This is a genomic window from Streptomyces sp. NPDC056128, from assembly GCF_042263835.1.
Classification (GTDB): Bacteria; Actinomycetota; Actinomycetes; order Streptomycetales; family Streptomycetaceae; genus Streptomyces.
Genome location: NZ_JBHJVQ010000007.1, coordinates 93,883 through 119,832, shown reverse-complemented (window position 1 = coordinate 119,832; position 25,950 = coordinate 93,883). Strand labels below are relative to the sequence as shown.

Genomic DNA, 25,950 nt, shown 5'->3' with positions numbered 1-25,950 from the left:
AACCGTCGATGACACCACGGACCGCCCGACGCGCCCTCCCGCTGCTGCTCGCGGCGCTGCTCCCGCTGGCCGGCTGCGGCATCCCCGAGACCGGCGTGGTCGAGGCGGGTGAACCCGCGACCGGCGTCCTGGAACCGGGCGCCGCTCCCAGCCCGTCCCAGGCACAACCCACGGCGGTGCCCGTCGCCACCGTGCCGCTCTTCTTCGTCGACGACGGCACTCTGGCGTCGGTGACCCGTACGGTGCCCGGTGCCACCGATCCCGGCACCATCGTGCTCATGCTGTTCAAGGGCCCGGACGACCAGGAGCGGAACAGGGGACTGACGACCGAACTGCCGCTCACCGCCGCCGCGCCCACCGTCCGTGTCGACGGGGCGTCGGTCACCGTGCTCCTGCCGCGCGGCACCAGCAGCCTCAGCGACACGGCCGTGGACCAGCTGGCCTGCACGGTCGCCGCCGCCCGGCTGCGTCAGGACCCGGCACTGGACCGGGCGCAGGTGACCGTGGAACAGCCCGGCGGCCGGCTCGCGGGCCGCTCCAGTGACGACTGCCCGGCAGGCGCGGAACCGGCCCCGGCCGGGACGGGCGGCACCGAAACCGCCGTGCCCAGCGACAGCGGCACTGGCACCGGCACGCCCGACGACAGCGGAACCGGTGCCCCCGGCCCATCCGGTGGCACCGGCGGTGGCGGCGGCTGACGAACCCGCGTCAGCGTCGTCCGCCCGGCCCTCCGCTGCCGAACGCACCGCTGCCGCCCTCGTCCCAGCGGGGCCGCTCCTGCCCGGGGGCGGTGCGGCTGCCCTGATGGCCCAGGTCGTGCGGCAGCGTCCGTTCGTCGCTCCGCGGCATCTCGTCGGGCTCCCGCCGCTCCCGTACCTCGCGCACGGGCCCGTCGTCGGGCAGACGGGGCTGCTCCTCCGGCAGCGGCGGCGGAGACTCACGGCGCTTCTGACGGCTGCCGAAGGCGAACGCGCCGATCAGCAGGGCCACCACCACGACGGCCGCCACGATCAGTCCGACGCCGAGCCCGCCCGTGCCCGCGGCCAGGTCCATCCCTGTGTCGTTCATGGCGCGCGGGTACCCGGAATTCCCGCCAGAACCCTTGGAAACACCGGGCCCGCCGGTTTGCCGCCGCTCGCAGCGGCAACCCGCGCGGTGTGACATCGACGACGACTTCCCAGCAGGAACTGTTCCGCTTCCTGGAGGACCGCTTCGCGTGCGCACAGGCGTGCACCGAGTGCGCCAGGGCCTGCGCGCTGCGGGCGAGCCTCGTGGACCCGGACGGAACCGAGAACCAGGAACTCGTACGGCGCCGGGGCATCATGTGCGCGGAGGTCTGCGACGCGACCTGCCGCGTGCTGTCCGAACAGAACCAGGTGGACGAGGACGCCATCCGCGTCCAGCTGGAGTGGTGCCGGCAGGTGTGCCTGGAGAGCGCCCACGTCTTCGACGCGCACCCGGGCGCCGAGGAGAGCGCGCAGGCGTGCCGCGACTGCGCCCGGGCCTGCGGAGAGTTCCTGGCCACCCTGCGCTGACACCCGGGGAACAGCGGCCCCTGGGATCCGGCCGCGCGGGGCGTTAGCCTCGCGGCATGGCGGCGATGCGTTCGAACGCCGATCCGGGGCTGTTCGGCCCGGACTCGGTGACCTGGCAGGCGCACGGCGACCCGATGATGTGGATCGGCGGAATCCGCGCCCTCTACCTCCAGGCCCTGCACCCCCGCGCCGTACGCGGTGTCACGCAGAACAGCGACTTCCGGCGCGACGCCTGGGGCCGCCTGATGCGCACCGCCGGATTCGTCGGCACCACCACGTACGGCACCACGGAGGCCGCCGAGCGGGCGGGTGCCCGGGTCCGGAAGATCCACAGCATGCTCGGCGCGACCGACCCCGGCACGGGGGAGCGGTACGGCGTGGACGACCCCGCGCTGCTGATGTGGGTGCACTGCGCCGAGATCGGCTCCTACCTGCACGTCCTGCGCCGCTCCGGCTACCCCCTCACCGACGCCCACGCCGACCGCTACCTCGCCGAGCACCGGCACAGCGCCCGCCTCGTCGGCCTCGACCCCCACGCCGTACCCGCGGACCGGTCCGAGCTGGCCGCCTACTTCGACCGGGTACGGCCCGAGCTGGCCGCCGGCGGCGAGGCGCACGAGGTGGACGACTTCCTGCGCAACCCGCCCGTCCCGCCCCTGCTGGTCCCGGCCCGCGCACTGCTGTGGCGGCGGGTCGCACATCTGGCGTACGACTCCCTACCGCCGTACGCGCACGAGCTGTACGGCAGACCGGCGCCCCCACCCGCCACCGTCACCCGGCGGCTGCGCGCCACGGGCACCCTGCTGCGCGGGATTCCCGCACGTCTGCGCTGGCAACTGCCGCCCAAACACATCCTGAGCGCGATGGCGCGGCTCGGTCCGGCCGTGCGCCCGGCACCGTACAAACTCGGACGATAAGCCGCCATACTGGACCGGCCAGGGGAGGGCGCGGACTGCTACGGGGGCGGGCAGCGAGATGGGGGACACCACGCTGATCCAGGGCCGGTACCGGCTGCTGGAGCGGATCGGGCGCGGCGGCATGGGCGAGGTCTGGCGGGCGAAGGACGAGTCACTGGGCCGTCGCGTCGCCGTCAAATGCCTCAAACCGCTGGGCACCCAGCACGACCAGTCGTTCACCCGCGTGCTGCGGGAGCGGTTCCGGCGCGAGGCCCGGGTGGCCGCCGCGCTCCAGCACCGCGGGGTCACCGTCGTGCACGACTTCGGCGAGTGCGACGGCGTGCTCTTCCTGGTCATGGAGCTGCTGGAGGGCCGCGACCTGAGCCGGCTCCTCAAGGACAACGGCAACGGCCCGCTGCCGGTGCCCGACGTCGTCGACATCGCCGAACAGGTCGCCCAGGCGCTCGCCTACACCCACGAGCAGGGCATCGTGCACCGCGACCTGAAGCCCGCGAACATCGTCCGGCTCGCCGACGGCACCGTGAAGATCTGCGACTTCGGCATCGCCCGGCTCGGCCACGACGTCGGGTTCACCGCCCGGCTGACCGGCACGGGCATCGCCATGGGCACCCCGCACTACATGTCGCCGGAGCAGATCGGCGGCGACGACGTCGACCGGCGCAGCGACCTGTACTCGCTGGGCTGCGTGCTGTACGAGGTGGCCACCGGCGCCCCGCCGTTCGACCTCGACGACACCTGGGCGGTCCTCGTCGGCCACCGCGACACCGAGCCGGAGCCGCCCCGCGGCCACCGCGCCGACCTGCCCGGCTACCTGGACCGCATCATCCTGGACCTGCTGGCCAAGCGGCCCGAGCAACGCCCCGACGACGCCCGGGAACTGGCCCGCCGGATCACCGCCGGCCGTACGGCACCGGCGCACGGGCCGGCCCCGGCGGCGCCCGTGCCGCGGACGCCCGTGCCGGTCGGGGCCCGCACCGCGCCGCCCTCCTGGACCCAGGGCCAGACCACCGGACACGCGGGGACCGGCACCGGGCGGCGCACCACGCCGCCCGACCGCACCGGGAGAGTCGCCGCCCTGGCCGCACGGCACCACGCGGGCCTGAGCCTGGGGCGGCTCGGCCGCTGGGAGGAGGCAGGCGAGGTGCACCGCGAGGTGGCCGCCGAACGCGAGCACCTGCTCGGCCCCGACCACCCCGACACGCTCGCCAGCCGCTACGAGGTCGCCTTCGTCCTCGGCCGCACCGGGCACGCCGCCGACGCGCTGCGGGCCTACAAGCGCGTCGCCGAGGCCAGGATCCGGGTGCTGGGCGCCGACCACGCCGACACCCTCGCCGCCCGCCAGGAGATGGCCTACGCCCTGGGACGGCTGAGCCGGCACACCGACGCCCACCAGGTCTACACGGCGGTCCTGGCCGCCCGGGAGCGCACCATGGGCGCCGAGCACCCCGACACCCTGCGCTGCCGCCACAACCTGGCCTTCAACCTCGGCCGCCTCGGGCGCACCGAGGACGCCCACCGCATGGCCCGCGAGGTGGCCGCCGCGCGCGCCCGCGTACTCGGCCCCGACCATCCCGACACCCTCGTCACCCGCTACGAGGTGGCCTACGAACTCGGGCGGCTGGGCCGCTGGCCCGAAGCCCTGGCGACCTACCGGGGCGTCGCCGCGGCCCGCGGCAGGGCGCTGGGCCCCGACCACCCCGACACCCTCGCCGCCCGCCACGAGACCGGCATCGCCCTGGGCCGCCTCGGCCGCAGCACCGAAGCGCTGGCGCTCTACGCGGAACTGATCGCCGACCGCACCCGCGTCCAGGGGCCCGAGCACCCGGAGACCCTGCGCGCCCGGCACGGCCTGGGCGTCAACCTCGGCCGGCTCGGCCGCTGGGCCGAGGCCCTGGCCGAGTCCCGCGAGGTGTGCGCGGCCCGCGCCCGAGTCCTGGGCGCCGACCACCCGGACACCCTGGTCAGCCGCCGCGAGGTCGCCGTCGCGCTGTGCCGGCTCGGCCGCTGGTCCGCCGCCCTCACCGAGTACCGCCTGGTCACCGGCGCCCGCCACCGCGTCCTGGGCCCCGACCACCCCGACACCCGCACCGCCCGCGAGGACGAGGCGCACTGCCTGGAACAGCTCGGCCGCGCCACCGAGGCCGCGGAGCTGTACCGCGGGGCCCCGGCACCACACCGGGCGGCGGCGCACTGAGCGGGCGGCTCAGGCGGCCCGTCGTCCGGCCAGCCGCGCCAGGAGCCGGGCCCGGTGCCCGTCGTCCGAGGCCAGGGCGATCGCCGTCCACGCCATGGCCAGCCCGCCGTCCAGCACCGCCCGGTCCGCGCCCGCGCTGGTCCCGTACCGGGTGAACTCGGGGTTGTGCATGATCGTGTCCCCGCAGTCGTAGCCGATGCTCGGGTGGATGGTCGGCACCAGGTGAGAGACGTTGCCCATGTCGGTGGAGCCGCCCCGCATGCCGAGGTCGGGCGCGTCCGCAGAACGGCCCAGGTCCCGCGCGCTGTCCCGGTAGACGCCGCACATCTCCAGGTCCTGCCGCAGATCGGCGTAGTCGTTGCCCACGGCCTCCAGCGCCAGCTCCGCCCCGGTGGCCAGGGCGCCCGCCTCGAAGCAGGCACGGATACGGGCCTGGAGCGCGGCGAGGTCCTCGGCGGTCTCGGCGCGGCAGTCGTAGTCCGCGGTCACCAGGCCCGGGATCACGTTCGGCGCCTCGCCGCCGTGCGTGACGACGCCGTGCACCACGCCGCCGGGGATCATCTGCTGCCGGTACGCGCCGATCGCCACCTGGGCGATCATCATCGCGTCGGCGGCGTTGACGCCCTTGTGCGGCATCGCCGCCGCGTGCGAGGTGCGGCCGGTGTAGCGGACCTGCCAGCTCCCGATGGCCAGCGAGGTCATGCCGACCCCGTCGGACGGCGCCGCGTGGACCATCATCGCGGCCGCCACGTCGTCGAAGGCGCCCGCGTTCAGCAGGTCGACCTTGCCGCCGCCGTACTCCTCGGCGGGGGTGCCGAGCAGCTTCACGGTGAGGCCGAGGTCGTCGGCGAGCGGGGCCAGGGCGAGCGCGGCGGTCACCGCCGAGGCGCCGTTGACGTTGTGCCCGCAGGCGTGGCCGATGCCGGGCAGCGCGTCGTACTCGGCGGTGATCGCCACGACGAGTTCGCCGTCGCCGGCCGTCGCCTCGAAGGCGGTGTCGAGACCGTGGGCGCCGCGCGTGACGTCGAGACCGGCGGCCTCCACCAGGTCGGCGATCTTCCGGGCCGACCGGTGCTCCTCGTAGGCGAGTTCGGGTTCGGCGTGCAGGCTGTGGCTGAGCGCGAGGACGTCGTCCTGGCGCCGGGTGACGACGGCTCGGGCGCGTTCGCGCGGGTCGTGCCGGTTCATGGGGCTCCTTAGGGGGAGTGCTGAGACGGGGAGGAGGTCACGCGGGCCGGTCGGAGCGCCGGTACAGCAGGGCGGCCAGCGCGCCCAGCAGGGACACCCCGGCGCACACGGACCACGTGGTGGCATAGGCGCCGTACGCGGGCAGGGTCGAGCCGGCCGAGGTGTGGGCGGCGGTCACCGCGAGGACGCAGGCCGCGCCGAGCGAGCCGCCCACGTTGATGAGCAGTTCGTTGATGCCTGAGCCGACGGCGGTCTGCTCGTGCGGCACGCACTCGACGGCGAGGGTGCGGGTGGACTGCTGGAGCAGCCCGGTACCGACCCCCGCCACCACCGTCGACAGCAGGTAGGGCGTCAGCGAGGTGTGGAGGGCGAGTGCCAGCGCGTAGCCCGCGGCCATCAGCAGGGAGCCGAGGACCAGCGTGGCGCGGTCGCCGACGCGCGCGGCCAGCCGGGGTGCCGCGACGGCGGCCAGGGCGAGGGACGCCATGCCCGGGATCGTGGCGAAGGCGATCTCCAGCGGGGAGAGCCCCATGCCGTACCCGGCCACCTCCCCGGGGGTGCCGAGGAAGACGGCGCTCGCGATCTGGAGGCCCAGCATGCAGAAGGAGAACGTGGTCGTCACCAGCGCCACCACCGCCACGTTGCGGCGGCGGAACAGCCGTACGTCGATCATCGGCTCCGGCGAGCGGAGCTCCACGTACACCCACACCGCGGTCACGGCCACGCCGCCCACCAGACAGCCGAGGGTGCGCGCCGAGGTCCACTCCCAGCCCGGCAGCCCGCCCTGCCCCAGCCCGAGCATGACCGCGACCAGCCCGGCGCACAGCAGGACACCGCCGCGCACGTCGAGTCGGCCGCCGGGACGCTCGGTGGTCTCCGGCAGCAGCGGCCAGGTCACCAGCAGCGCGACGCTCACCGCCGCGGCCGGCACCCACAGGGCCGCGGTGGGCGTGTCGACGTAGTGCGCGACCAGGCCGCTGGCCACCATGCCGACGCAGATGCCGGACACCAGGGCCGCCACCATCACCCCGATGCTGCGGCGGCTCGCGGCCTCCGAGGTCCGGTTGCGCAGGATGCCGACCAGCAGCGGGAAGAACCCGGCGAACGCCCCCTGGAGGATCTGCCCGATCAGCAGGGTGCGGAACGATCCGGCCGTCCCCACGATCAGCGAGCCGAGCAGCACGACGGCCAGGTTCCAGCGCAGCACCCTGCGGTGCCCGTGCAGGTCGCCGAGGCGGGAGAGCAGCGGGGTGAAGGCCACGCTCGCCATCAGGTTGGCGATGCTGAGCCAGTTCAGCCCGGCGGCCGTGACGTGCAGGACGTCGGTGAGGCTGCGCAGCACCGGAGCGAGGAACCCCTGGGTGATCCCGCTCGACAGTTCGACGAGGACGATCGAGACGACGATGGCCGCGGTCGGGACGGTGCGGACCGGGGGAGCGGAGCCGGACGGCGCCTTGGCGGCTGCCTGAGTCATGGGCGTACCTCTGCGGATGAGCGGATGGCCGGAAACCGGCGGTCGGATGCTGTCGGGTAATCTGCGCGTCACCATCGGATCCGAGCAACAGGCACCGGTCAGAAAGCGCGAATCAGGCATCCACGAGCCGCACACGGCGGAATCAGGCAGGAAGGGGGTCGCGCACGGTGGAAAGCGAGAGCCCGCCGGAGGTGGTTCCGGACACCGCCGACCTCGGCATCCTGCGGTACCTGGCCCGGCGTCCCCGCGCCTCCTTCGCGGAGGTCGGTGCGAGCGTCGGGCTGCACGAACGGACCGTCGCCCGCCGCCTCGGCCGGCTGCTCGACACCGGCGAGGTCCGCTTCATCGCCTCCCTGACCAACGAGTACCTGGGCGAGGGCATGGCCGTCGAACTGGCCGTGCGCTGCGCCCCGGGCCGACTGGAGGAGGTCGCGCGGGCCGTCGCGGCCCGCCCCCAGGCCCGTTCCGTGGAGGTGGCCACCGGCGACCTCCAGGTGCTGGCCGAGATGGCCGTCGCGGACGAGGCCGAACTCATCGAGCTGATCGACCGCACCGTCGGCCGGATGCCCGGCGTCCTCGACATCCACTCCGCCGTCGTGCTCCGCCTGCTGCTCACCGCCGTCGACTGGGCGCCCTACGACCCCGAACCCTCACCCCTGCGCCGACTCGCCGTCGAGGGCCGACCGCCTCCGCCGCCCATCACCGTCGACGCCGTGGACCGGGAACTGGTGCACCTGCTGGGCGAGGACGCCCGGATGCCGATGAGCACGCTGGCCGGCCGGCTCCGCCTGGGCGAGTCGACGGTGCGCCGCCGGCTCAACCGCCTGATGTCCTCGCACGTCTTCCACCTGCGCCTGTTCGCGGAACCGGCCGTGCTCGGCTACCCCGTGGAGACCCGCTTCCAGCTGGAGGTGCGGCACGGCAGCCTCGATGCCGCGCTGCGCCGGCTGGCGGGCGAACCGTCCGTCCGGCACCTGGTCGTCACCACCGGCCGCTCCAACGTGCTGGGGTACGCCAGCCACGCCTCCGCGAGCGAGATGCACGACTTCCACGCCCGCGCCTTCGCCGGTCTCCCCGGGCTGCGCGAGGTGCGCACCGCGCTGCTGATGCGCACCTACCGGCGGGCCGGACGTCCCGTGGGCGCCGCGGGCGCCACGGTCACCGGCAGGCTCTTCCACCGGCCGGCCCCGTGAGCCACCCCTGGCCGCCCCGGACCACCCCGTGTTACCAAGAGCCATGACCCCGACCAGCACACCCCCCGCCTCCCGCACCTACGACGCCGTGATCGTCGGCGGCGGCCACAACGGCCTGGTCGCCGCCGCCTACCTGGCCCGCGCGGGCCGCTCCGTGCTGGTACTGGAACGGCTGGACCACACGGGCGGCGCGGCCGTCTCCACCCGGCCGTTCGCCGGGGTCGACGCCCGGCTGTCCCGGTACTCGTACCTGGTCAGCCTGTTGCCGCAGAAGATCGTGCGGGACCTGGACCTGGACTTCCGGGTCCGCGGGCGCACGGTCTCCTCGTACACGCCCGTCGAGCGCGACGGCCGCCCCACCGGGCTCCTCGTCGGCGGCGGCGAGCGGCGGACGCGGGAGTCGTTCGCCGGGCTCACCGGGTCGGACCGGGAGTACGCGGCCTGGCAGCGGTTCTACGCCATGACCGGCCACGTCGCCGAACGCGTCTTCCCGACCCTCACCGAGCCCCTGCCCACCCGCGACGAACTGCGCCGCCGGATCGACGACGAGGCGGCCTGGCGGGCCCTGTTCGAGGAGCCGGTGGGCGTCGCGATCGAGGAGCACTTCGCCGACGACACCGTCCGGGGCGTCGCCCTCACCGACGCCCTGATCGGCACCTTCGCCGACGCCCACGACCCCTCGCTGAGCCAGAACCGGTGCTTCCTGTACCACGTGATCGGCGGCGGCACCGGCGCCTGGGACGTGCCGGTCGGCGGCATGGGCGCCCTCACCGACGCCCTGGCCGGCGCGGCGCGCACCGCCGGCGCCGAACTCGCCACCGGCCACGAGGCGGTGCGGATCGACACCGACGGACGCACCGCCGAGGTCACCTACCGGTCCGCCGACGGCGAGCACGTCGCCGCCGCACGGCACGTCCTGGTGAACGCCTCCCCGCGAGAACTGGCCGCCCTGACCGGCACCCCCGCGCCGCCGCCCGCCGAGGGCGCCCAGCTCAAGGTCAACATGCTGCTCGACCGGCTCCCGGCGCTGCGCGACCCCGACGCCGACCCGCGCGAGGCGTTCGCCGGGACCTTCCACATCGCCGAGGGGTACGAGCAGTTGGCCGCCGCCCACGCCCAGGCGTCCGCGGGCGCACTGCCCGCCGCCCCGCCCTCCGAGATCTACTGCCACTCCCTGACCGACCCCACGATCCTCGGTCCGGACCTGGCGGGACGGGGCCTGCACACCCTCACGCTCTTCGGCCTGCACACCCCCGCCCGGCTCTTCGCCGGGGACAACGACGCCGTACGCGAGGACCTGCTGAAGTCGACCCTCGCCCAGCTCGACGCCCACCTCGCCGAGCCGATCGCCGACTGCCTGGCCACCGACGCCGACGGCAGGCCCTGCATCGAGGCCAAGACGCCGCTCGACCTGGAGCGCGACCTGCGCCTGCCCGGCGGCAACATCTTCCACCGCGAGCTGTCCTGGCCGCACACCCAGGACGGCACCGGCCGCTGGGGCGTGGAGACCGCTCAGGCCAACGTCCTCCTCTGCGGGGCGGGCGCGGTACGCGGGGGAGGGGTGAGCGGCGTGCCGGGACACAACGCGGCGATGGCGGTACTGGAGGCGGACCGGTGACGGGTGCCCGGGGCTGGACGCGCCTGCCCGAGGAGGGCGCCGTGATCGGCCCTCGGCCTACCGCTGGAAGCCGTCCGAAAGGGCGTCCGCGGTGGCGCGGGCGAAGCCTTCGGGGTTGTCCAGCATGATGTTGTGCCCGCAGTCGGGGACCGGGACCACGGCCACGCCGGCTTCGGTGAGCACGTCGGTGCCCGGGAGCGGGCCGTCGGCCTCGGGCAGCAGGTAGGTGCGGGGGATCTTCAGGTCCAGCAGAAGCTCACGCATGGTGGGGACGGTGCCGCGGGTGAGGTGCACCGCGCTGCGATGCAGGGCCTCCCGGCCTGCCAGGCGCATCGTGGACCACCAGAGGGAACCGGCCCTGTCTCGGACTTCTTCCCAGCCGCCCGCCAGGAACTCCTCCTCGGAGTAGGCGGCGATGCCGCTACTGCCCGCCGAGCCGAGCACGGGCGGGATCGGGTCGAGGTTGCCGTCGACCACGACCAGGCGGGAGACCAGCGGGGGGTGCCGGGCGGCCAGGACGATGGCCACCGAGCCACCCATGCTGTGCGCGATCACCTCGGCGCCCACGACACCCGCGCCGGGCGGATCCGGCTGCCATCGGACGTCACGGTGGCGCTGCGCACGGTCTGTTCTCCTCCACTCCGGCTTCACGGAGAGCCGAGCGTAGCCACTGGGCCTCCGCGCACCATCACCGCACCACCAACGGCCGCCGCGCGCACCACCCTGGCAATTGTCAGGGTCGCGACGCCGCCGGCGCGGTCTACGCTTCGAGGCGCCGACTCGGGGGAGTTCCTGGCCGTCATGGCAGTCGAAGCAGGGCAGGTGTGCGCTCCGGGCGGACAAGAGCAGCAGCCGCGGTGACCGCGTCTCGCCGTTGCGGCGGCCGCATGGGTTGCGACTGAACGAGGAGGGCACATGAAGTCGAGAGGTCTCAGGCCAAGGGCGGCCGCGATGGTCGCGACGGTGATCGCCACGGCCCTTGTTCCGCTGGCCGCGCAGGCACCGGCACGGGCGGCGTCGAACGGCGAGGCCGGAACGGCCGCGTGGACACCGCAGATCTACCCGCTGTTCTCGGGTGAGTGGGTACAGCGGAACGTGGCGAGCGCCGACCGGAACGCGGCGCTGGTCGCGTGCTCCGTGGCGGATGGAATCGCCTGCGTGTCGGTGGGGCAGGGTGACGGCAGGCACAGCGTCTTCCACCTGTTCAAGTGCGACACGCGGTCGCTGTCGAACTTCATCGACGCGCTCGCCGTCCGCAACAACCAGACGGGTCGGGCTCAAGTCCACTTCTGGGGACCCAGGTTCGACGTCAAGATCCCCGCGGACGGCCGGATCTACACGGTTCGGGACGAGGCCACGTACGACTTCAATCGCCTCGACATCTGCTGAGGGCACGGCGGCCAGGACAAGCTGATCACGGTGTCCGGGCCACGTCGAGTGGCAGGCCGAGCCGGCAGGAGTCAGCGGGTGAAGAAGTCGCCCAGGGCGGCGGAGAGCGGGCCGGGGGCCTCCTCGGCCACGTGGTGGCCCGCGTCGATGCCCTGGCCGCGCACGTCTTCGGCCCAGTCGCGCCAGATGGCGCGCGGGTCGCCGTACAGGTCCTCCAAGTCGTCCCGGAGTGACCACAGAACAAGGACCGGGCACTGGATCCGTGAGCCCCGGGCCCGGTCCTCCTCCTCGTGGCGGCGGTCCACGGTGAGCCCGGCACGGTAGTCCTCCAACATCGCGCGGACGACGTCCGGGTTCCTCGTGGCGGCCCGCCACTCGTCGTGGTTCTCCTGCCCCATGACCTGTGCGTCGCCGCGGTACCAGGCGTCGGGGTCGGCGTTGATGACGCGTTCGGGGATCTCCGGCTGGGCGAAGAAGAACCAGTGCCACCACGCGGTGGCGAACCGTGCGTCGGCACGGGCCAGATGCTCGCTCAGGGGTATCCCGTCCAGGAACGCCACCCGGGTCACCGCCTCCGGGTGGTCCAGCACGAGGCGGAGCGCCACCGGCACCCCGCGGTCGTGGCCGGCGAGCCCGAAGCGCCGGTGCCCCAGTGCTCGCATGACCTCGGCCATGTCCCCGGCCACGGCACGCTTGGAGTGCGGAGCGTGGTCGGCGGCGGGGGCGGGGCCGCGGGAGCGGCCGTAGCCGCGCAGGTCGGGGCAGACCACGGTGAAGCCGCGCCGGACCAGGAGGGGCGCGACGCGGTGCCAGGTCGCAGAAGTACGGGGATGGCCGTGCAACAACAGCAGGGGCGGCCCATCTCCTCCGTACCGCACGAAGACGGATGCCTCACCGACGTCCACCGTCTCGGTGGCGAAACCCTCGAACACGGCAAGCCCCTTTCCGCTCTGGAGGCTCGGCTCCGGCCCCCGGCATCTCGCCTGCCCCGATCCGGGTTTCTCAAGGACGGTCTCCGCTCAGGCCGTCTCCCGGCGGGCCGGGGCCAGGCGCTCTCGCGCAGCAGGCGCAGGCCGTTGAGGCCGACGACGACGGTCGAGCCCTCGTGGCCGGCGGGCGCGTCGTTCACGCCGTCGCCGGCGGCGACCTTGTCCTGGGGCAGCAGGTGGGCGCGGACGTCGGTGATGGCCACATCGGCGGCCAGACGCCCGGCGGCGCGTGCGTTGTCGCCGGTCAGCAGTACGGGAGTCCGGCCGGTCAGGCGGGTCAGGGTGGCCGTCGCGTCCGGGCGCAGCCGGTCCGCGACGCCGAGCACGCCCACCGGCTCCTGTCCGCGCAGGACGACGACAGCCGTCCGGCCGGCTTCCTCCAACTCGGCCGCCACCGCGAGCTGCGACTGGTGGGCGACGGCGTCCAGCAGCCGGCGTCTACAACGTCACCAAGGCCGCCCTGCCCACCCTGCGCCGCCAGGGGACGGGCACGGTCGTGCAGTTCTCCTCGATCGGCGGCAGGGTCGGAGGGTCGCCCGGCATCGCCTCCTACCAGGCGGCCAAGTTCGCGGTCGACGGCTTCAGCCGCGTCCTGGCTGCGGAGACTGCGCCGTTCGGTGTGCGGGTGATGGTCGTCGAGCCGAGCGGTTTCGCCACCGACTGGGCCGGGTCGTCGATGACGGTCCACGACCTCCCGCAGGCGTACGACGCCACCGTCGGCGAGATGAACCGCCGGGTGCGCCGGAGCACGGACGGCGCGGCGGGGGACCCTCGGCGGGCCGCCGAGATCATCGTGCGTACCGTCCGCCGCGAGGAGGTCCCCGGTCACCTTCCCCTCGGCGTGAACGCGGCGACGATGGCCCTGGACCACTCCCGCCGGCGCACGGCCGAGGCGGCAGCCTGGGAGAAGGTCAGCCGTTCGGCGGACTTCGGCGAGCCCTACCCGGTGGCCCTGCCCTGAGGGTGCCTCGCGCGCGGGGTGACCACGACGTCGTAGGGGCGCCGACGGGAGCGCGCCTGCATCCGCGAGGCGGTTCCGGCCGGTACACATGGTGCGAAGGCCGATGCGGGGAGCACGTCATGGAACTGCCGGGTACCGCCATCGCGGCGGAGCGCGTCGAGCGGCGCTTCGGCGACCTGGTCGCCGTCGACCGTGTCGACATCGCCGTACGCGCAGGTGAGATCTACGGCTTCCTCGGCCCCAACGGCGCCGGCAAGTCCACCCTGACCCGGGTGCTCTGCACGCTGCTCCGCCCCACCTCGGGACGGGCCACGGTGGCGGGCCACGACGTCGCGACCGAGGCCGACCAGGTACGGCTCCGGGTCGGCGTGGCGTTGCAGGAGGCCGCGCTGGACGACCAGCAGACGGGCGCGGAGATGCTGGCCCTGCAAGGCCGCTTCTACGGCCTGACCCGCGCCGCCACCCGGGCACGCGTGGCCGAACTGACCGACCTGGTCGACATCGGAAGCGCCCTCGGCAGACGCGTCGGCACGTACTCCGGAGGCATGAAGCGGCGCCTGGACCTCGCCCTCGCCCTCGTGCACGATCCCGAGGTGCTGTTCCTGGACGAGCCCACCACGGGACTCGACCCCGTCAGCCGGTCCCGCATCTGGGAGGAGGTCCGCCGCCTCAACAAGGAGCTGGGCATGACGGTGTTCCTCACCACCCAGTACCTGGAGGAGGCCGACGAGCTGTCGGACCGGGTCGGCATCATCAATCGGGGCCGGCTGGTCGCCGAAGGCACTCCGGAGAGCCTCAAACGCGCCATCGGCACCGACGTGGTCGTCGTGAGGCTGGAGGGTCCCGTCGACGACGCCCGGCGCGCCGTGCGGGCGCTCGACGGCGTGCGGCGGGTGGATACCAGCGGTCAGACCCTCACGGTGAGCGTGTCCGACGGCCCGTCCGCGATCAGCCCCATGGCCGTCGCACTGTCCCGGGCCCCCGGCGTGACCGTCCAGGAGCTCTCGCTGCGCCGGCCGTCGCTGGAAGACGTGTTCCTCTCCGCCACGGGGGAGCGCATGGCAGGACGCGACCTGGACGCGGAGGCGTCGAGGAGCGCGGAGCGCGGGCAGCCCGACACGGAGTCCTCATGACCACCACCGACGAGCGCGGCGGCATCGTGCGCGCACAGCCGCGGCGAGCCGGATTCGCCGGGGACCTGATCTCCGTCGCGATCCGGGCGCTGCGGTCCATTCCGCGCGACCTCGAGACCGTCGTCCCCGCGCTGATCATTCCGGTGTTCTTCTTCGTGGTGAACATCGGCGCCCTGGAGCCAGTCGCCGAACAGAGCGGCGTGCGGGACTTCCGGGCCTTCCAACTCCCGGTCGCGATCATTTTCGCCGTGACCGGCGTATCGCGCGCAAGCGGACTTGTCACCGACATCAGCAGCGGGTACTTCGACCGGCTGCTCCTCACCCCGATGCGCCGTACGGCCCTGCTGCTCGGCCTGATGGTGGCCGATCTCGCGCTCGTCATGGCGCTGTGCGTCCCGGTCATCCTCCTCGGTCTCGTCGTCGGGGTCAGTTTCACCACGGGGGTGCTCGGTGCTCTGGCCTTCGTCGTCATCGCCGGACTCTGGGGACTGGCCTTCACCGGATTCCCCTACGCGATCGCCCTGCGCACGGGAAGCCCCGGAGCCGTCAATTCCTCCTTTCTCCTCTTCTTCCCGTTCGCGTTCCTCACGACGTCGTTCCTGCCGCAGCAGGCGCTGACCGGGTGGCTGGCCACCATCGCCGACTACAACCCGGTCACCTACCTTCTCGCCGCACTGCGGTCCCTGCTCAGTGACGGCTGGTCGTGGGCCGAGCTGTGGCCGGGGCTGCTGGCGGTGCTCGGTGTCGGCACCCTCAGTTTCGCCCTCGCCTTCACGGCGCTCCGCGGCCGCGTCTCGCGCGGTTGACCGCCGCGACCGCATCCGGCACGCCGAACATGGGCGAAGCAGGGGGGAGGCAGCGGTGAGCCGGGGATGACCCGGCCGGAAGGAGCGGAGATGGAAAGCCGGAACCGACCGCATCGTACGGAGGCGGCGACGACGCAGAGTGAGACGGAGACGGAGCCGCGGTGGGAGCCCCGTCCGGACGGCGGCCGCCCGGACGGCCGTGTGTGCGCCCACACCCGAACGGTGTTCCCGGAGCCGGCACCCCTCAGCGAGGTGTGCCTGCCGTGCGCGGCGCGCGGGCGGCACCAGATCGGCCTGCGACTCTGCCTGACCTGCGGACACGTCGGGTGCAGCGACAGCTCGCCCGGCGCTCACGCCAGTGCGCACTTCGACGACAGCGGTCATCCGGTGGTGCGTTCCCTGGCGCCCGGCGAGGAGTGGGCGTGGTGCTACGAGGACCAGGTCTACCTGGATCCGTCGCCCGGAGGAGGTTCGGCCCCCTCCGCCTCCCGGGAACGGGAGTCCGTGTGGGACTACCCCAGGCCGCCCGCACTCCGGGAGGACGGTCGTGTGGTCCGCGTCGAGTGCGCGGGGCTCGTGGTCGCCGAAACGCGACAGGCCGTCCAGGTACTGGAAACCAGTCACCCCCCGGTCTTCTACGTACCGCCGTCGGACGTGGCCACCGACCTCCTGCGGCCTGCGGCCACGGCACCCACCTGGTGCGAGTGGAAGGGCGAGGCGACGTACTGGGACGTCCTGGTGGAGAACGACCGGCGTGCCGGCGCCGCATGGAGCTATCCCACTCCCACACCCGGTTACGAACGCATCGCCGGCTTCCTCGCCTTCTACCCCGGGCGGATGGACCGTTGCACGGTCGGCGACCAGGTGGTCGGCGCGCAGCGGGGTGACTTCTACGGCGGCTGGATCACCACTGAGGTGCGGGGCCCCTTCAAGGGCGAGCCGGGCACCGGCATGTGGTGACGGAGTGCCGCAGCATCGTCGGCACCTCCCGCCTCACCGTCGCACCAGTCGACGCAGGGCGAAGCGGGCGAGTGGCGCGTAGGCGGCCAGTACGAGCCCGGGCCCGTTCATGGTGAGATCGGTGCGGCAGCCGCCCTCGGAGGCGTGCACCCCGTGATGCAGCCGGATCCGCACCGGCCCCACCCGGACCCGCCAGGACCATGTACGCCGTACGTCGTCGACCGCCTCGACCCGGAAGGGAACCTTGATCCCGGCCACCCCCTCCACCTGACCGGTGAGCCCTGGAACGAGCAGGCGGCGGTCCGCGTGCACACACCTGATCTGCGGGGCCCACGAGGCCCACTCGTCGAGCCGGGCATAACGCTGCCACGCCGTGTCGGCGTCGATCGGTCCCACCGCTTCAATGGTCAGACTGGCCATGACTCACGAGTACCCGATCTTGCGGGTCCGCGGCACGGCCGGCGGTTGATCCGGTCGGAAGCGCCGTCACCGCAGGCCGAACCGGCCCCGACGTAGCGATGGGGTAGACGACTCCGCCCGATCACGGCCCCTGCTGGCAGCGGTGATCTGGACCGTCGTCGACAAGCCGCGACCGGCACCCGGCGGTGACGTCCACGCCTATCTGAGCCAGGCTCCCTGCTGGTGGCCCAGCCGAACCTCGACCGCCGACAATCCGTGGGGCTGCCCCTACGTCCAGCGCGACGGCGAGCGGAACCCCGAGGTGGTACGACCTCGCGCTCGCCTGGTACTACACCAGCGAACGGTGGTACCAGCGGAAGGCGGCGGACGTCCTGCGGACCTGGTTCCTCTCCCCGGCCACCCGGATGAACCCCAACCTGGACCACTTCCACCTTCGACCTGGTCGCTTACACCCGGCTCGCGGCGATCGGCGAGAACGCCGGGGCGGATCTATGGGCGCACCGGGGCCCACAGGGGCAGAGCCTGTTCGCGGCGAGCGGCGCGCCCTGCCCCTGCTGGAGACGCCACCCGGCGGCGATCTGTGGACACTTCGCCCCGCCGCCGAGCAACTGGACTCCATAGCGGGCTGACCTGACCCGCCCCCCGGGGCACCACGAGAGGGTCGGCGCCAGCCCCTCATGGTGCCGGTGTCACGGCGTCACGGCGACGTTGGTCAGCCCCCGGCCGCCGGTCACGGTGTTGCTCGCGTACACCGTGGTACGGCAACCGGAGCCGGAGTTCGTGACGTTGATGGCCAGCCTGGTGGACCCGCCGGCGCCGCTCAGGTCGGACCTGTTGTTGCGGAAGACCGTGCCGCAGCCCCAGCCCGGCTGCTGGGTGTGCGTCTGGTAGCCGTCGTTCGTGGTCCGGGTGCCGGTGTTGTTCTCCACCAGGACGTCGTTGCCCTTCACGTCCACCCACGAGTCGTCGTAGTGGACGCCGGTGAGGCCGCCGCCGTCGAAGGTGTTCCCGATGATCCGGGTCCCGGTGGTGCCCTCCTTGACGTCGATGTTCTCGCCGCCGACGTCGGGCCCGATGGTGTTGTTCAGTATCTGCACGTTGTCGCTCCTGTCGGAGAGCGTGTTCGCCGAGCCGACGTACACGCCCTCACCCATGCCGCGCCCGTCGTTGCCGGTGTCGTGGATGCGTGAGTCGCGGATGACGCCGTCCGCGCTGGACTTGCGGAAGTGGACGCCCTCCATGTCCAGGTCGTGGACCGTCACGCCGTCCACGACCACCCCGCGCGCGGCGTCGATCACGATGCCCTTCTGGCCGCCGGTCACCGTCACCCCGCGGACCGTCCAGTAGGAGGCCGCGTTCAGGTGGAGGCCGTAGCCGCCGCCGGCGGTGAGCACCGCCCTGGACGAGCCGGTGAGCGTGATGCGGGAGACCGCGGTGGCGGCCCGGGTGGCCTTGAAGTTGCCCGTGTACGTGCCGTCGGCGAGCCGGATCGTGTCGCCGGGCGCGGCCGCCGCGAGCGCCGACTTCAACTGGGCGGCGGTGGTGACCTCGATGACGGACGCCGACCCGAGGGCCGGGGCCGGCGTGGGGAGCAGGGCCAGCCCGCCGGTCACGGCGAGCAGGGAGGTGAGCAGCGAGCGGGAGCGCGTGCGCATGGGGGACCTCCTGTGTCCTGGACGTGGTTCATGGTGTGATTCACATACATGGCCTATACCTACTGATGTGAATCAGGTGGGGGGAAAGTAGAGGCGCTCCCCCTGGGCGTCAAGGCCGGTCGACGTGTCCCTCGCGTGGATACATCTCATTCACAGGGCGCTGTGAATGACCTGTCGGCCGGATGTCGTCGGCACTCTTGATGGAGGGGGTGGTACTTGCTTCGCTGTAGTTAGGAAAGTTTCCTATCAGACAGTTCCATGAATGGAGTTCGTATGCGCGCACACCGCACCTCATGGCGATCCTCTGTGGCGGCAGGCGTCGTGGGCAGCGCCCTGCTCCTGGTCCTGGGCGTGGCTCCAGGCGCGGGTGCCACCAGCGCACGTCAGGTGCCGGCCGCGGCCACCGCGGAAACCCCCGTCGGTGCCAACGGCCAGCTCAAGGTCTGCGGCACCAAGCTGTGCAACAGCCGCGGCAACCCCATCCAGTTGCGCGGCATGAGCAGCCACGGCACCCAGTGGTACCCGCACTGCCTGACCGGCGGTTCGCTCGACGCCCTCGCCCAGGACTGGAAGGCGGACGTCCTGCGGGTGTCGACCTACGTGCAGGAGGGCGGCTACGAAACCGACCCGAAGCGCTTCACCGACCTGGCGAACTCCCTCGTCCAGCAGGCGACCGACCACGGCATGTACGTGATCGTCGACTGGCACATGCTCACTCCGGGCGACCCGAACGCCAACCTGAGCAAGGCCCGGCAGTTCTTCACCGAGATCGCCAACCGCAACAAGAACAAGAACAACATCATCTACGAGATCGCCAACGAGCCCAGCGGCGTGAGCTGGTCCCGCGTCAAGAGCTACGCCGAGCAGATCATCCCGACCATCCGCGCCATCGACGCCGACGCCCCGGTCCTGGTCGGCACGCGCGCCTGGTCCTCGTTCGGCGTCTCCGAGGGCGCCGACGAGTCCGAGGTGGTCAACAACCCCGTCCGCGCCGCCAACATCATGTACACGTTCCACTTCTACGCGTACTCGCACCGTGACGAGTACCTGGCGACCCTGTCCCGGGCCGCCGACGCCCTCCCGGTCTTCGTCACCGAGTTCGGCACACAGAACTACGCCGGTGAGGGGAGCAACGACTTCGCCATGTCCCAGCGCTACCTCGACCTCATGGCGAGCAAGAAGATCAGCTGGGTGAACTGGAACTTCTCCGACGACCAGCGCTCCGGTGCCGTCTTCAAGACCGGCACCTGCGACAGGAACGGGCCGTGGACCGGCACCTCCTCGCTGAAGCCCGCCGGCGCCTGGATCCGTGACCGCGTCCGTACTCCCGACGCCTTCCCCGCCCGCTGATCCACCGAGCCCCGCCTCTCCACGGTCACCGAGCCGCGAGAGCTGCATCCGTCCTCCGCGTGTCGGCGGAAGGACAGGTCGAGGGGCTCTCCTCGGGACCCTCGCCGCCCCCGGTGCCGCTGACGGAATCACCGCCGGGGGCGGCTTCGCGACACATCCGGTCCCACCATCGCGGCCGCCATGCGAGCGCGCTCCGGCCTTCGCGCCGCGACCTTCGCCTTCCGGCGTTCACGCTCCCATCGGCGCAAGTGGCCCACCGGCAGTGAGCGCCCGCACGTCGCCGAGAACGATGTCCTCGTGGAGGTCCACGCCGTCGGATTCCGCCCAGTACGTGGACCTGATGAAGCTCGGGGAGGAGACGGACGTCAGGACGACCACCGTCCTCGGCCGGCCCGCGGTCCTCGCCTCCGGCCACACCATGAAGATCGAGATCGGCCTCGGGAGCGGCGCCGGCGGCCCGGTCGAGCAGGGCCCGCTCGCCAGGACGCTCTCCGTGGCCTTCGACAGCGGGGACCGGGGCGGCTACTACGACATCACCGTGTGGAGCACGTCCGGAGCCTTCCCGGACGACGGCGTCCTCCTCGGCCTCGCCGAGAAGGTCCTTCCGACGCTGCCCCGGTCCTGACCGGAGGTCACCCGGGTGCGGACCGTCCGTCTCATCGGGTGGACTACGTTGTGGACATCCACGACAGGAGATTTCATGCCCATCAAGACGCTGCGGATCACCACCGCGGACGGTCAGGCCGACGCCCTCGCCGCCTTCCCCGACGGCGGCGGGCGGCACCCGGGGGTGCTGATGTATCCGGACGCGTTCGGAATCCGTCCCGTCCTGCGGGAGATGGCCGGGTACCTGGCCGGGCACGGGTACTACGTGCTCGTCCCCAACATCTTCTACCGGCACGGTGAGACGCCGGTCGTCGAACTACCCGAGCACATCCGCGACGAGCACCGGACCGCGCTCTTCGCCCAGTTGATGCCCATGATCGAGGCCCACACCGCAGAGCGTGCCCTGAGCGACGCCGACGCCTACCTCGACTTCCTCAGGGCCCGGCCCGAGGCCGACGGCGGACCGGTCGCGGTGACCGGCTACTGCTTCGGCGGCCTCCTGGCGGCGCGCACCGCCGTGGCCCACCCGGACGAGGTGGCCGCCCTCGCCGCGTTCCACGCGCCGGTGGGAGCGGACGGGCCGGACAGCCTCGCCAAGCTGACCGCCGAGACCCACTTCGGCCACGCCGAGGGCGACTTGACGCCCGAGGCCCTCGGCGGGCTCAACCGGGCCCTGGACGCGTCAGGAGTCGACTACACCTCGGAGATCTACCCCGGCACCGTCCACGGCTTCACCATGTCGGATACCGAAGCCTTCAACTCCGCGGCCCTCCAGCTCCACTGGGACCGCCTGCTGCCCCTCCTGGGCCGCACGCTGACCAGGAACTGAGACTCCGGAAGCGGCGGGGCCGGCGTCTAGTCGGCCGACGCGGTCCACCCCACCGTCTCGACACGCGCGGCGTCCGCCGGGCGCGCGTCGTGGAACAGGACCTTGCCCGCCGCCTCCGCCCGCAGCCCGTCGACGTACGCCCCGCGGCCCACGTACAGCCGGTCGGTCGTGTACCGCCAGCGCAGCGTGAGCGCGCGGGCGGCCGGGAGTTCGGCCGCCAGCCGGTGCCAGACACGCCCCGACCAGCCGGTGACCGAGCCGTCCTCGTGCGCCACGGGTTCGTGTGCGCGCCGAGTGGTCGTGAACGGGACGGGCTGCCAGGCGGCGCCGCCGTCGGTCGTGGCCTCCAGGACCAGGGCGTCCGACCCGGGTTCGGTGTCCCACCACAGCGAGCAGCGCAGCCGCGCTCGCCCGGCCGACGTGTCGAGCGCGGGCAGCGTGAGCGTCGCCGTCGCGGAACTCGCCGTCCCCGAGAACCACGCCGTGCGCCCGTGCGCGGGCCGGACCGGCACCGCCCGCGCCATGTGGGTGCCGGCCGCCACCCGGGGAGCGGACCCCGAGCGCCAACTGCGCACCGGGTGCACCGAGTTGCCGAGCACCACCAGGAACGAGTCCGTCGTCGGGTCGAGCACCAGCGACGTACCCGTGAAGCCGGTGTGCCCGGCCGTGCGCGGCGTCGCCATGGCACCCATGTACCAGTGCTGGTACAGCTCGAAGCCCAGGCCGTGCGCGTCCCCCGGGAAGTCCGTGTTGAAGTCGGTGAACATCAGCTCCACCGACTCCGGCCGCAGGACGCGCGCCCGGCCGTAGGAACCGCCGTTGAGCAGGGTCCGGCCGAGCACCGCCAGGTCCCACGCGCAGGAGAACACCCCGGCGTGACCGGCGACGCCGCCGAGGCTGAACGCGTTCTCGTCGTGCACCTCGCCCCACACGAGACCGCGGTCGAGGCCGGACCAGGGCTGCCGGGCGTCCTCGGTGGCCGCGATGCCCGGCCGCCAGGACGCGGGCGGGTTGTAGCGGGTGCGGCGCAGACCGAGCGGGCGGGTGATCTCGTCGCGCAGCAGGACGTCCAGCGCGCGGCCGGTGACCTTCTCCAGCACCAGCTGGAGCGAGATCATGTTCAGGTCCGAGTACAGGTACGCCGTACCGGGCGCGCTGACCGGGACCTCGTCGTAGATGAGCCGCACCTTCTCCTCGTAGGTGGGCGCGCGGAACAGCGGGATCCACGCCCGGAACCCGGAGGTGTGCGTGAGCAGCTGCCGGACCGTCACGTCCTGCTTCCCGGCCCGCCCGAAGTCCGGCAGGTACGACGCGACCGGCGCCTCCAGCTCCAGCGCGCCCCGCTCCAGCTGCTGCACGGCGAGGATCGAGGTGAACAGCTTGGAGATGGACGCGAGATCGAACACGGTGTCGCCGGCCATCGGGATCTGCTCCGCGGCCGGGAACTCGACGCCGGTGTCGGTCGCCTCGTCGTAGGCCCGGTAGCGCACCGCCATGCCGATCGGCTCGTGCAGGGCGACCGTGCCGCCCCGGCCGGCCAGCAGCACGGCGCCCGCGTACCACGGGTGCTGGGGAGAGGGCCCGAGGTAGGTCTCCGCGTCGCTGACGAGCCGGCGCAGATGACCCGGGAGCAGACCCGCCCGCTCGGCGGAGCCGCGCCGGAGGGTGGGCCGGCGGCCCCTGTCCGCGACCGCCTCGGCCGGCCCGGCGGCGAACGGGGCGATGGCCAGGGCACCGCCCAGGGCCAGGGCGCCGGCGCCCAGTTGACGCCGTGTGAATCCGCTGGTCGCCTGTCCGGCCATCGAAGAGTCTCCCGCCACCGAAGCTGAAAGTATCTTTCCCGGATCGCCGTGCGGAGTGAAACTTTCCTGTCATGACGGGGTCGTGTCAATGGGGCGTGCGCGGTCCACGGACCGGACGCACGTCGCTTGACCCGCCCCGGCGGGCGGCCGAGGATCATGTCATGAAGCCCGGACACGGCAGCACGGTCGACGGGGTGCTGCGACGCAGCGCCCGACGCACTCCGGCACGCGTCGCGGTCGAGTACCGCGACCGCACCTGGACGTACGGGGAACTCGACACCGCGGTCTCCCGCGCGGCGAGCGTCCTGCGGGCCGAGGGACTGTCCCCCGGCGACCGGGTCGGCGCCTACGGCCACAACTCCGACGCCTACCTGATCGCCTTCCTGGCCTGCGCCCGGGCCGGCCTGGTGCACGTCCCGGTCAACCAGAACCTCACCGGCGACGACCTCGCCTACCTGGTCGGCCAGTCCGGCAGCTCCCTGGTCCTCGCCGACCCCGGCCTCGCCGACCGGCTGCCGGACGGCACCCGCGTCCTCGCGCTGCGCGACGCCGCCGACTCGCTCCTCACCCGCCTCGCGGCGGCGCCCGCGTACGACGGTCCCGAGCCGGCCGGCGACGACCTGGTGCAGCTCCTGTACACCTCCGGCACCACCGCCCTGCCCAAGGGCGCGATGATGACCCACCGGGCCCTGGTGCACGAATACCTCAGCGCCATCACCGCCCTCGACCTCAGTGCCGGCGACCGCCCCGTGCACGCCCTGCCGCTCTACCACTCGGCGCAGACCCACGTCTTCCTGCTGCCCTACCTCGCCGTCGGCGCCACGAACATCATCCTGGACGCCCCGGACGGCGACCTGCTCTTCAACCTGATCGAAGCCGGCCGCGTGGACAGCGTCTTCGCGCCGCCCACCGTGTGGATCGGCCTCGCGAACCGCGCCGACTTCGCCACCCGCGACCTCGGCGGCCTGCGCAAGGCCTACTACGGGGCGTCGATCATGCCCGTGCCCGTCCTGGAGCGGCTGCGCGAGCGCCTGCCCGCACTCGCCTTCTACAACTGCTTCGGCCAGAGCGAGATCGGCCCCCTCGCCACCGTCCTCGGCCCGGACGAGCACGAGGGCCGGATGGACTCCTGCGGGCGGACCGTCCTGTTCGTGGACGCGCGCGTGGTCGACGAGGACGGCGCGGACGTGCCCGACGGCACCCCCGGCGAGGTCGTCTACCGCTCGCCGCAGCTGTGCGAGGGCTACTGGGACAAGCCCGAGGAGACCGAAGCCGCCTTCCGCGACGGGTGGTTCCACTCCGGCGACCTCGCCGTGCGGGACGCGGACGGCTACTACACGATCGTCGACCGCGTGAAGGACGTCATCAACTCCGGCGGCGTCCTGGTCGCCTCCCGCCAGGTCGAGGACGCCCTCTACACGCACGGCGCGGTCGCCGAGGTCGCGGTGATCGGCCTGCCCGACGAACGCTGGATCGAGGCCGTCACGGCCGTCGTCGTCCCGCGCGGCGAGGTCACCGAGGACGCGCTGATCGCCCACGCCCGGGACCGGCTCACCGCGTTCAAGGCGCCCAAGGGGGTGCGGTTCGTGGACGCGCTGCCGCGCAACGCCAGCGGGAAGATCCTCAAGCGCGAACTGCGGGACCGCTTCGCCGGGTCCTAGGTCCTTTCGGCGGCAGGGCCCAGCCTCCACAACTCCGTTGCGGCCCCCACCCCCGGCAGCCGAGGATCGGCGCCATGGGCACCTTCACCGCGTACGACGGAACCGAACTCGCCTACCACGTCCGGGGCCGCGGCGCCCCGCTGGTCGTGCTGCCGGGCGGGCCCATGCGGGCCTCCTCCTACCTCGGCGACCTCGGCGGTCTGACCGCGCACCGACAGCTCGTCCTCCTCGACCTGCGCGGCACCGGCGACTCCGGCGTGCCCGCCGACCCGGCGACCTACCGCTGCGACCGGCTCGTCGACGACGTGGAGGCGCTCCGCGTCCACCTCGGCCTCGACCGCATGGACGTCCTCGCGCACTCCGCCGGCGGCAGCCTCGCCATGCTCCACGCCGCCCGCCACCCGGCGAGCGTGCGACGCCTCGCCCTGATCACCGCCACGCCCTGGGCGCTGGACATGCCCGCCACGCCGGAGGACCGAAGGGCGGCCGCCCTCCTGCGCCGGGACGAACCCTGGTTCGAGGAGGCGTACGGCCCCTTCGAGGCCTGGCTGGCCGGCACCGGCGACTTCGACCCGGTCTTCCTCCCCTTCTTCCACGGCCGCTGGGACGACGCCGCCCGCGCCCACGTCGCCCGCGGCGACCAGGAGTCCAACTACGAGGCGGGCGACGTCTACCTCTCCCCGGACGCCTTCGACCCGCCCGCCACCCGCGCCGCCCTCGCCCGCGGTACCGCCCGGGTCCTGGTCCTCGCCGGTGAACTCGACGGCGGTCCCCGGCCGGAACTCGCCCGCCGCTGCGCCGCCGTCTTCCCGCACGCCGAGGTCGCCGTCCAGCCGGGCGCCGGGCACTATCCCTGGCTCGACGACCCCGAGTGGTTCGTACGGCGTGTCGCCGCGTTCCTCGAAGGGCAGCCCTCACGTGGCCTGTCGGCGGTCGGAGCCGATCGCTAGGCTGGCCGCGAACGACGAGACCGGGAGGAGCACGGACGTGGCCGAGAGCACCACATACCAGCGCCCGATCATGGGCTGGGACAAGCCGGAGCTGGACCTCAGCGACGCGCAGTGGCAGTCGAGCAGCCGGGGCCTGGGGGATGTCCAGATCGCCTTTGTCGAGGGGTTCATCGCCATGCGCAACAGCGGCAGCCCGGAAAGCCCCTCCCTGATCTTCACCCCCGCGGAATGGGGCGCGTTCGTGTCGGGGGCGCGGGAAGGGGAGTTCGACCTCACCTGACCCGCCGGGTGCGGTGAGCCGACCGGCCGAACCGGGGTGT

General features: G+C 73.0%; 23 protein-coding genes and 5 pseudogenes. 19 read left to right on the top strand and 9 right to left on the bottom strand.

Annotation, left to right across the window (positions count from 1 at the left end):
* Window positions 1–8 precede the first annotated feature (8 nt).
* Window positions 9–698 (top strand): hypothetical protein, encoded by a 690-nt coding sequence (locus ACFC1X_RS16845; protein ID WP_376354088.1) that lies wholly within the window; start codon window positions 9–11, stop codon window positions 696–698.
* A 10-nt stretch (window positions 699–708) separates the two neighbouring features.
* Here the strand turns inward: ACFC1X_RS16845 and ACFC1X_RS16840 are convergent, their stop codons facing one another.
* The gene (locus ACFC1X_RS16840; RefSeq protein WP_376354085.1) at window positions 709–1,068 is read right to left on the bottom strand and encodes a DUF6479 family protein; all 360 of its coding nucleotides are present in this window, start codon (window positions 1,066–1,068) and stop codon (window positions 709–711) included.
* An 89-nt stretch (window positions 1,069–1,157) separates the two neighbouring features.
* Between ACFC1X_RS16840 and ACFC1X_RS16835 the strand changes: the two genes are divergently transcribed.
* From ACFC1X_RS16835 to ACFC1X_RS16825, 3 genes are read left to right on the top strand one after another with little or no spacing between them, the layout of a single operon-like run.
* Complete coding sequence (locus ACFC1X_RS16835; RefSeq protein WP_376354082.1) at window positions 1,158–1,535, top strand: four-helix bundle copper-binding protein; 378 nt, start codon at window positions 1,158–1,160, stop codon at window positions 1,533–1,535.
* Window positions 1,536–1,591: 56 nt separating this feature from the next.
* On the top strand, window positions 1,592–2,452 hold the full coding sequence (locus tag ACFC1X_RS16830; protein WP_376354079.1) for an oxygenase MpaB family protein: 861 nt from the start codon (window positions 1,592–1,594) through the stop codon (window positions 2,450–2,452).
* A 58-nt stretch (window positions 2,453–2,510) separates the two neighbouring features.
* Window positions 2,511–4,646 (top strand): tetratricopeptide repeat protein, encoded by a 2,136-nt coding sequence (locus ACFC1X_RS16825; protein WP_376354077.1) that lies wholly within the window; start codon window positions 2,511–2,513, stop codon window positions 4,644–4,646.
* A gap of 9 nt (window positions 4,647–4,655) precedes the next feature.
* On the opposite strand, the gene ACFC1X_RS16820 is transcribed toward ACFC1X_RS16825, so the two are convergent.
* Window positions 4,656–5,834 carry an amidohydrolase gene (locus ACFC1X_RS16820; RefSeq protein WP_376354074.1) on the bottom strand — a complete coding sequence of 393 codons (1,179 nt, stop codon included), beginning with the start codon at window positions 5,832–5,834 and terminating at the stop codon, window positions 4,656–4,658.
* Window positions 5,835–5,871: 37 nt separating this feature from the next.
* The gene (locus tag ACFC1X_RS16815) at window positions 5,872–7,308 is read right to left on the bottom strand and encodes an MFS transporter (RefSeq protein WP_376354071.1); all 1,437 of its coding nucleotides are present in this window, start codon (window positions 7,306–7,308) and stop codon (window positions 5,872–5,874) included.
* Between the two features lie 167 nt (window positions 7,309–7,475).
* On the opposite strand from ACFC1X_RS16815, the gene ACFC1X_RS16810 reads away from it, so the two are divergent.
* Both ACFC1X_RS16810 and ACFC1X_RS16805 read left to right on the top strand, forming a co-directional pair.
* Entirely contained in the window at window positions 7,476–8,501 is a 1,026-nt protein-coding gene (locus tag ACFC1X_RS16810) for an Lrp/AsnC family transcriptional regulator (RefSeq protein WP_376354068.1), read from the top strand.
* A gap of 43 nt (window positions 8,502–8,544) precedes the next feature.
* Entirely contained in the window at window positions 8,545–10,119 is a 1,575-nt protein-coding gene (locus ACFC1X_RS16805; RefSeq protein WP_376354065.1) for a phytoene desaturase family protein, read from the top strand.
* 57 nt (window positions 10,120–10,176) lie between these two features.
* Here the strand turns inward: ACFC1X_RS16805 and ACFC1X_RS16800 are convergent.
* Window positions 10,177–10,695, bottom strand: a pseudogene (locus ACFC1X_RS16800) (alpha/beta fold hydrolase); the annotation flags it as partial.
* 339 nt (window positions 10,696–11,034) lie between these two features.
* On the opposite strand from ACFC1X_RS16800, the gene ACFC1X_RS16795 reads away from it, so the two are divergent.
* Window positions 11,035–11,508: a hypothetical protein gene (locus ACFC1X_RS16795; RefSeq protein WP_376354064.1), complete on the top strand. Its 474-nt coding sequence runs from the start codon at window positions 11,035–11,037 to the stop codon at window positions 11,506–11,508.
* Between the two features lie 71 nt (window positions 11,509–11,579).
* Here ACFC1X_RS16795 and ACFC1X_RS16790 read toward each other — a convergent pair whose 3' ends face one another.
* Together ACFC1X_RS16790 and ACFC1X_RS16785 are read right to left on the bottom strand one after the other, a co-directional pair.
* Window positions 11,580–12,440, bottom strand: a complete 861-nt coding sequence (locus ACFC1X_RS16790) for an alpha/beta fold hydrolase (protein ID WP_376354061.1) — start codon at window positions 12,438–12,440, stop codon at window positions 11,580–11,582.
* 107 nt (window positions 12,441–12,547) lie between these two features.
* Window positions 12,548–12,895: pseudogene (locus ACFC1X_RS16785) on the bottom strand (HAD family hydrolase); the annotation flags it as partial.
* Window positions 12,896–12,930: 35 nt separating this feature from the next.
* Between ACFC1X_RS16785 and ACFC1X_RS16780 the strand changes: the two are divergent.
* From ACFC1X_RS16780 to ACFC1X_RS16760, 5 genes and pseudogenes are all read left to right on the top strand, one after another.
* Window positions 12,931–13,458 (top strand): annotated as a pseudogene (locus ACFC1X_RS16780) (SDR family NAD(P)-dependent oxidoreductase); the annotation flags it as partial.
* 119 nt (window positions 13,459–13,577) lie between these two features.
* Window positions 13,578–14,591 (top strand): ATP-binding cassette domain-containing protein, encoded by a 1,014-nt coding sequence (locus ACFC1X_RS16775; protein ID WP_376354059.1) that lies wholly within the window; start codon window positions 13,578–13,580, stop codon window positions 14,589–14,591.
* A complete protein-coding gene (locus tag ACFC1X_RS16770) occupies window positions 14,588–15,397 on the top strand; it encodes an ABC transporter permease (protein ID WP_376354057.1) in 810 nt (269 codons plus the stop codon). Before ACFC1X_RS16775 ends, ACFC1X_RS16770 begins: the two co-directional genes overlap by 4 nt.
* A gap of 201 nt (window positions 15,398–15,598) precedes the next feature.
* Window positions 15,599–15,841: pseudogene (locus ACFC1X_RS16765) on the top strand (UBP-type zinc finger domain-containing protein); the annotation flags it as partial.
* Between the two features lie 60 nt (window positions 15,842–15,901).
* The gene (locus ACFC1X_RS16760) at window positions 15,902–16,357 is read left to right on the top strand and encodes a DUF427 domain-containing protein (protein ID WP_376354539.1); all 456 of its coding nucleotides are present in this window, start codon (window positions 15,902–15,904) and stop codon (window positions 16,355–16,357) included.
* Window positions 16,358–16,390: 33 nt separating this feature from the next.
* Here the strand turns inward: ACFC1X_RS16760 and ACFC1X_RS16755 are convergent, their stop codons facing one another.
* Window positions 16,391–16,777: an SRPBCC family protein gene (locus tag ACFC1X_RS16755; RefSeq protein WP_376354054.1), complete on the bottom strand. Its 387-nt coding sequence runs from the start codon at window positions 16,775–16,777 to the stop codon at window positions 16,391–16,393.
* Window positions 16,778–16,919: 142 nt separating this feature from the next.
* Here ACFC1X_RS16755 and ACFC1X_RS16750 point away from each other — a divergent pair.
* Window positions 16,920–17,406, top strand: a pseudogene (locus tag ACFC1X_RS16750) (alginate lyase family protein).
* Window positions 17,407–17,466: 60 nt separating this feature from the next.
* Here ACFC1X_RS16750 and ACFC1X_RS16745 read toward each other — a convergent pair.
* Window positions 17,467–18,432, bottom strand: a complete 966-nt coding sequence (locus ACFC1X_RS16745) for a nitrous oxide reductase family maturation protein NosD (protein ID WP_376354052.1) — start codon at window positions 18,430–18,432, stop codon at window positions 17,467–17,469.
* A 273-nt stretch (window positions 18,433–18,705) separates the two neighbouring features.
* Here ACFC1X_RS16745 and ACFC1X_RS16740 point away from each other — a divergent pair, with 273 nt between their 5' ends.
* The 3 genes from ACFC1X_RS16740 to ACFC1X_RS16730 all read left to right on the top strand — a co-directional run bounded on the left by ACFC1X_RS16740 (window position 18,706) and on the right by ACFC1X_RS16730 (window position 21,217).
* The gene (locus ACFC1X_RS16740; protein WP_376354050.1) at window positions 18,706–19,782 is read left to right on the top strand and encodes a glycoside hydrolase family 5 protein; all 1,077 of its coding nucleotides are present in this window, start codon (window positions 18,706–18,708) and stop codon (window positions 19,780–19,782) included.
* A gap of 289 nt (window positions 19,783–20,071) precedes the next feature.
* On the top strand, window positions 20,072–20,407 hold the full coding sequence (locus ACFC1X_RS16735) for a hypothetical protein (RefSeq protein WP_376354047.1): 336 nt from the start codon (window positions 20,072–20,074) through the stop codon (window positions 20,405–20,407).
* Window positions 20,408–20,482: 75 nt separating this feature from the next.
* Window positions 20,483–21,217 (top strand): dienelactone hydrolase family protein, encoded by a 735-nt coding sequence (locus ACFC1X_RS16730; RefSeq protein ID WP_376354044.1) that lies wholly within the window; start codon window positions 20,483–20,485, stop codon window positions 21,215–21,217.
* Between the two features lie 26 nt (window positions 21,218–21,243).
* Here the strand turns inward: ACFC1X_RS16730 and ACFC1X_RS16725 are convergent, their stop codons facing one another.
* A complete protein-coding gene (locus ACFC1X_RS16725; RefSeq protein ID WP_376354042.1) occupies window positions 21,244–23,019 on the bottom strand; it encodes a serine hydrolase in 1,776 nt (591 codons plus the stop codon).
* Between the two features lie 161 nt (window positions 23,020–23,180).
* Between ACFC1X_RS16725 and ACFC1X_RS16720 the strand changes: the two genes are divergently transcribed.
* The 3 genes from ACFC1X_RS16720 to ACFC1X_RS16710 all read left to right on the top strand — a co-directional run bounded on the left by ACFC1X_RS16720 (window position 23,181) and on the right by ACFC1X_RS16710 (window position 25,910).
* Window positions 23,181–24,680 (top strand): acyl-CoA synthetase, encoded by a 1,500-nt coding sequence (locus tag ACFC1X_RS16720; RefSeq protein WP_376354040.1) that lies wholly within the window; start codon window positions 23,181–23,183, stop codon window positions 24,678–24,680.
* Window positions 24,681–24,754: 74 nt separating this feature from the next.
* Window positions 24,755–25,630, top strand: coding sequence for an alpha/beta fold hydrolase (locus ACFC1X_RS16715; RefSeq protein ID WP_376354038.1), 876 nt, complete (start codon window positions 24,755–24,757; stop codon window positions 25,628–25,630).
* A gap of 37 nt (window positions 25,631–25,667) precedes the next feature.
* Window positions 25,668–25,910: a DUF397 domain-containing protein gene (locus ACFC1X_RS16710; RefSeq protein WP_376354036.1), complete on the top strand. Its 243-nt coding sequence runs from the start codon at window positions 25,668–25,670 to the stop codon at window positions 25,908–25,910.
* Window positions 25,911–25,950: the final 40 nt, after the last annotated feature.

Excerpts from the sequence above, each read along its gene's own strand:
- ACFC1X_RS16755 (WP_376354054.1), bottom strand. The coding sequence starts at position 16,777 with ATGGCCAGTCTGACCATTGAAGCGGTGGGACCGATCGACGCCGACACG.
- ACFC1X_RS16825 (WP_376354077.1), top strand. The coding sequence starts at position 2,511 with ATGGGGGACACCACGCTGATCCAGGGCCGGTACCGGCTGCTGGAGCGG.
- ACFC1X_RS16725 (WP_376354042.1), bottom strand. The coding sequence starts at position 23,019 with ATGGCCGGACAGGCGACCAGCGGATTCACACGGCGTCAACTGGGCGCC.
- ACFC1X_RS16815 (WP_376354071.1), bottom strand. The coding sequence starts at position 7,308 with ATGACTCAGGCAGCCGCCAAGGCGCCGTCCGGCTCCGCTCCCCCGGTC.
- ACFC1X_RS16840 (WP_376354085.1), bottom strand. The coding sequence starts at position 1,068 with ATGAACGACACAGGGATGGACCTGGCCGCGGGCACGGGCGGGCTCGGC.
- ACFC1X_RS16740 (WP_376354050.1), top strand. The coding sequence starts at position 18,706 with ATGCGCGCACACCGCACCTCATGGCGATCCTCTGTGGCGGCAGGCGTC.
- ACFC1X_RS16735 (WP_376354047.1), top strand. The coding sequence starts at position 20,072 with ATGTCCTCGTGGAGGTCCACGCCGTCGGATTCCGCCCAGTACGTGGAC.
- ACFC1X_RS16770 (WP_376354057.1), top strand. The coding sequence starts at position 14,588 with ATGACCACCACCGACGAGCGCGGCGGCATCGTGCGCGCACAGCCGCGG.
- ACFC1X_RS16745 (WP_376354052.1), bottom strand. The coding sequence starts at position 18,432 with ATGCGCACGCGCTCCCGCTCGCTGCTCACCTCCCTGCTCGCCGTGACC.
- ACFC1X_RS16715 (WP_376354038.1), top strand. The coding sequence starts at position 24,755 with ATGGGCACCTTCACCGCGTACGACGGAACCGAACTCGCCTACCACGTC.
- ACFC1X_RS16845 (WP_376354088.1), top strand. The coding sequence starts at position 9 with ATGACACCACGGACCGCCCGACGCGCCCTCCCGCTGCTGCTCGCGGCG.
- ACFC1X_RS16795 (WP_376354064.1), top strand. The coding sequence starts at position 11,035 with ATGAAGTCGAGAGGTCTCAGGCCAAGGGCGGCCGCGATGGTCGCGACG.
- ACFC1X_RS16805 (WP_376354065.1), top strand. The coding sequence starts at position 8,545 with ATGACCCCGACCAGCACACCCCCCGCCTCCCGCACCTACGACGCCGTG.
- ACFC1X_RS16820 (WP_376354074.1), bottom strand. The coding sequence starts at position 5,834 with ATGAACCGGCACGACCCGCGCGAACGCGCCCGAGCCGTCGTCACCCGG.
- ACFC1X_RS16775 (WP_376354059.1), top strand. The coding sequence starts at position 13,578 with ATGGAACTGCCGGGTACCGCCATCGCGGCGGAGCGCGTCGAGCGGCGC.
- ACFC1X_RS16730 (WP_376354044.1), top strand. The coding sequence starts at position 20,483 with ATGCCCATCAAGACGCTGCGGATCACCACCGCGGACGGTCAGGCCGAC.
- ACFC1X_RS16720 (WP_376354040.1), top strand. The coding sequence starts at position 23,181 with ATGAAGCCCGGACACGGCAGCACGGTCGACGGGGTGCTGCGACGCAGC.
- ACFC1X_RS16830 (WP_376354079.1), top strand. The coding sequence starts at position 1,592 with ATGGCGGCGATGCGTTCGAACGCCGATCCGGGGCTGTTCGGCCCGGAC.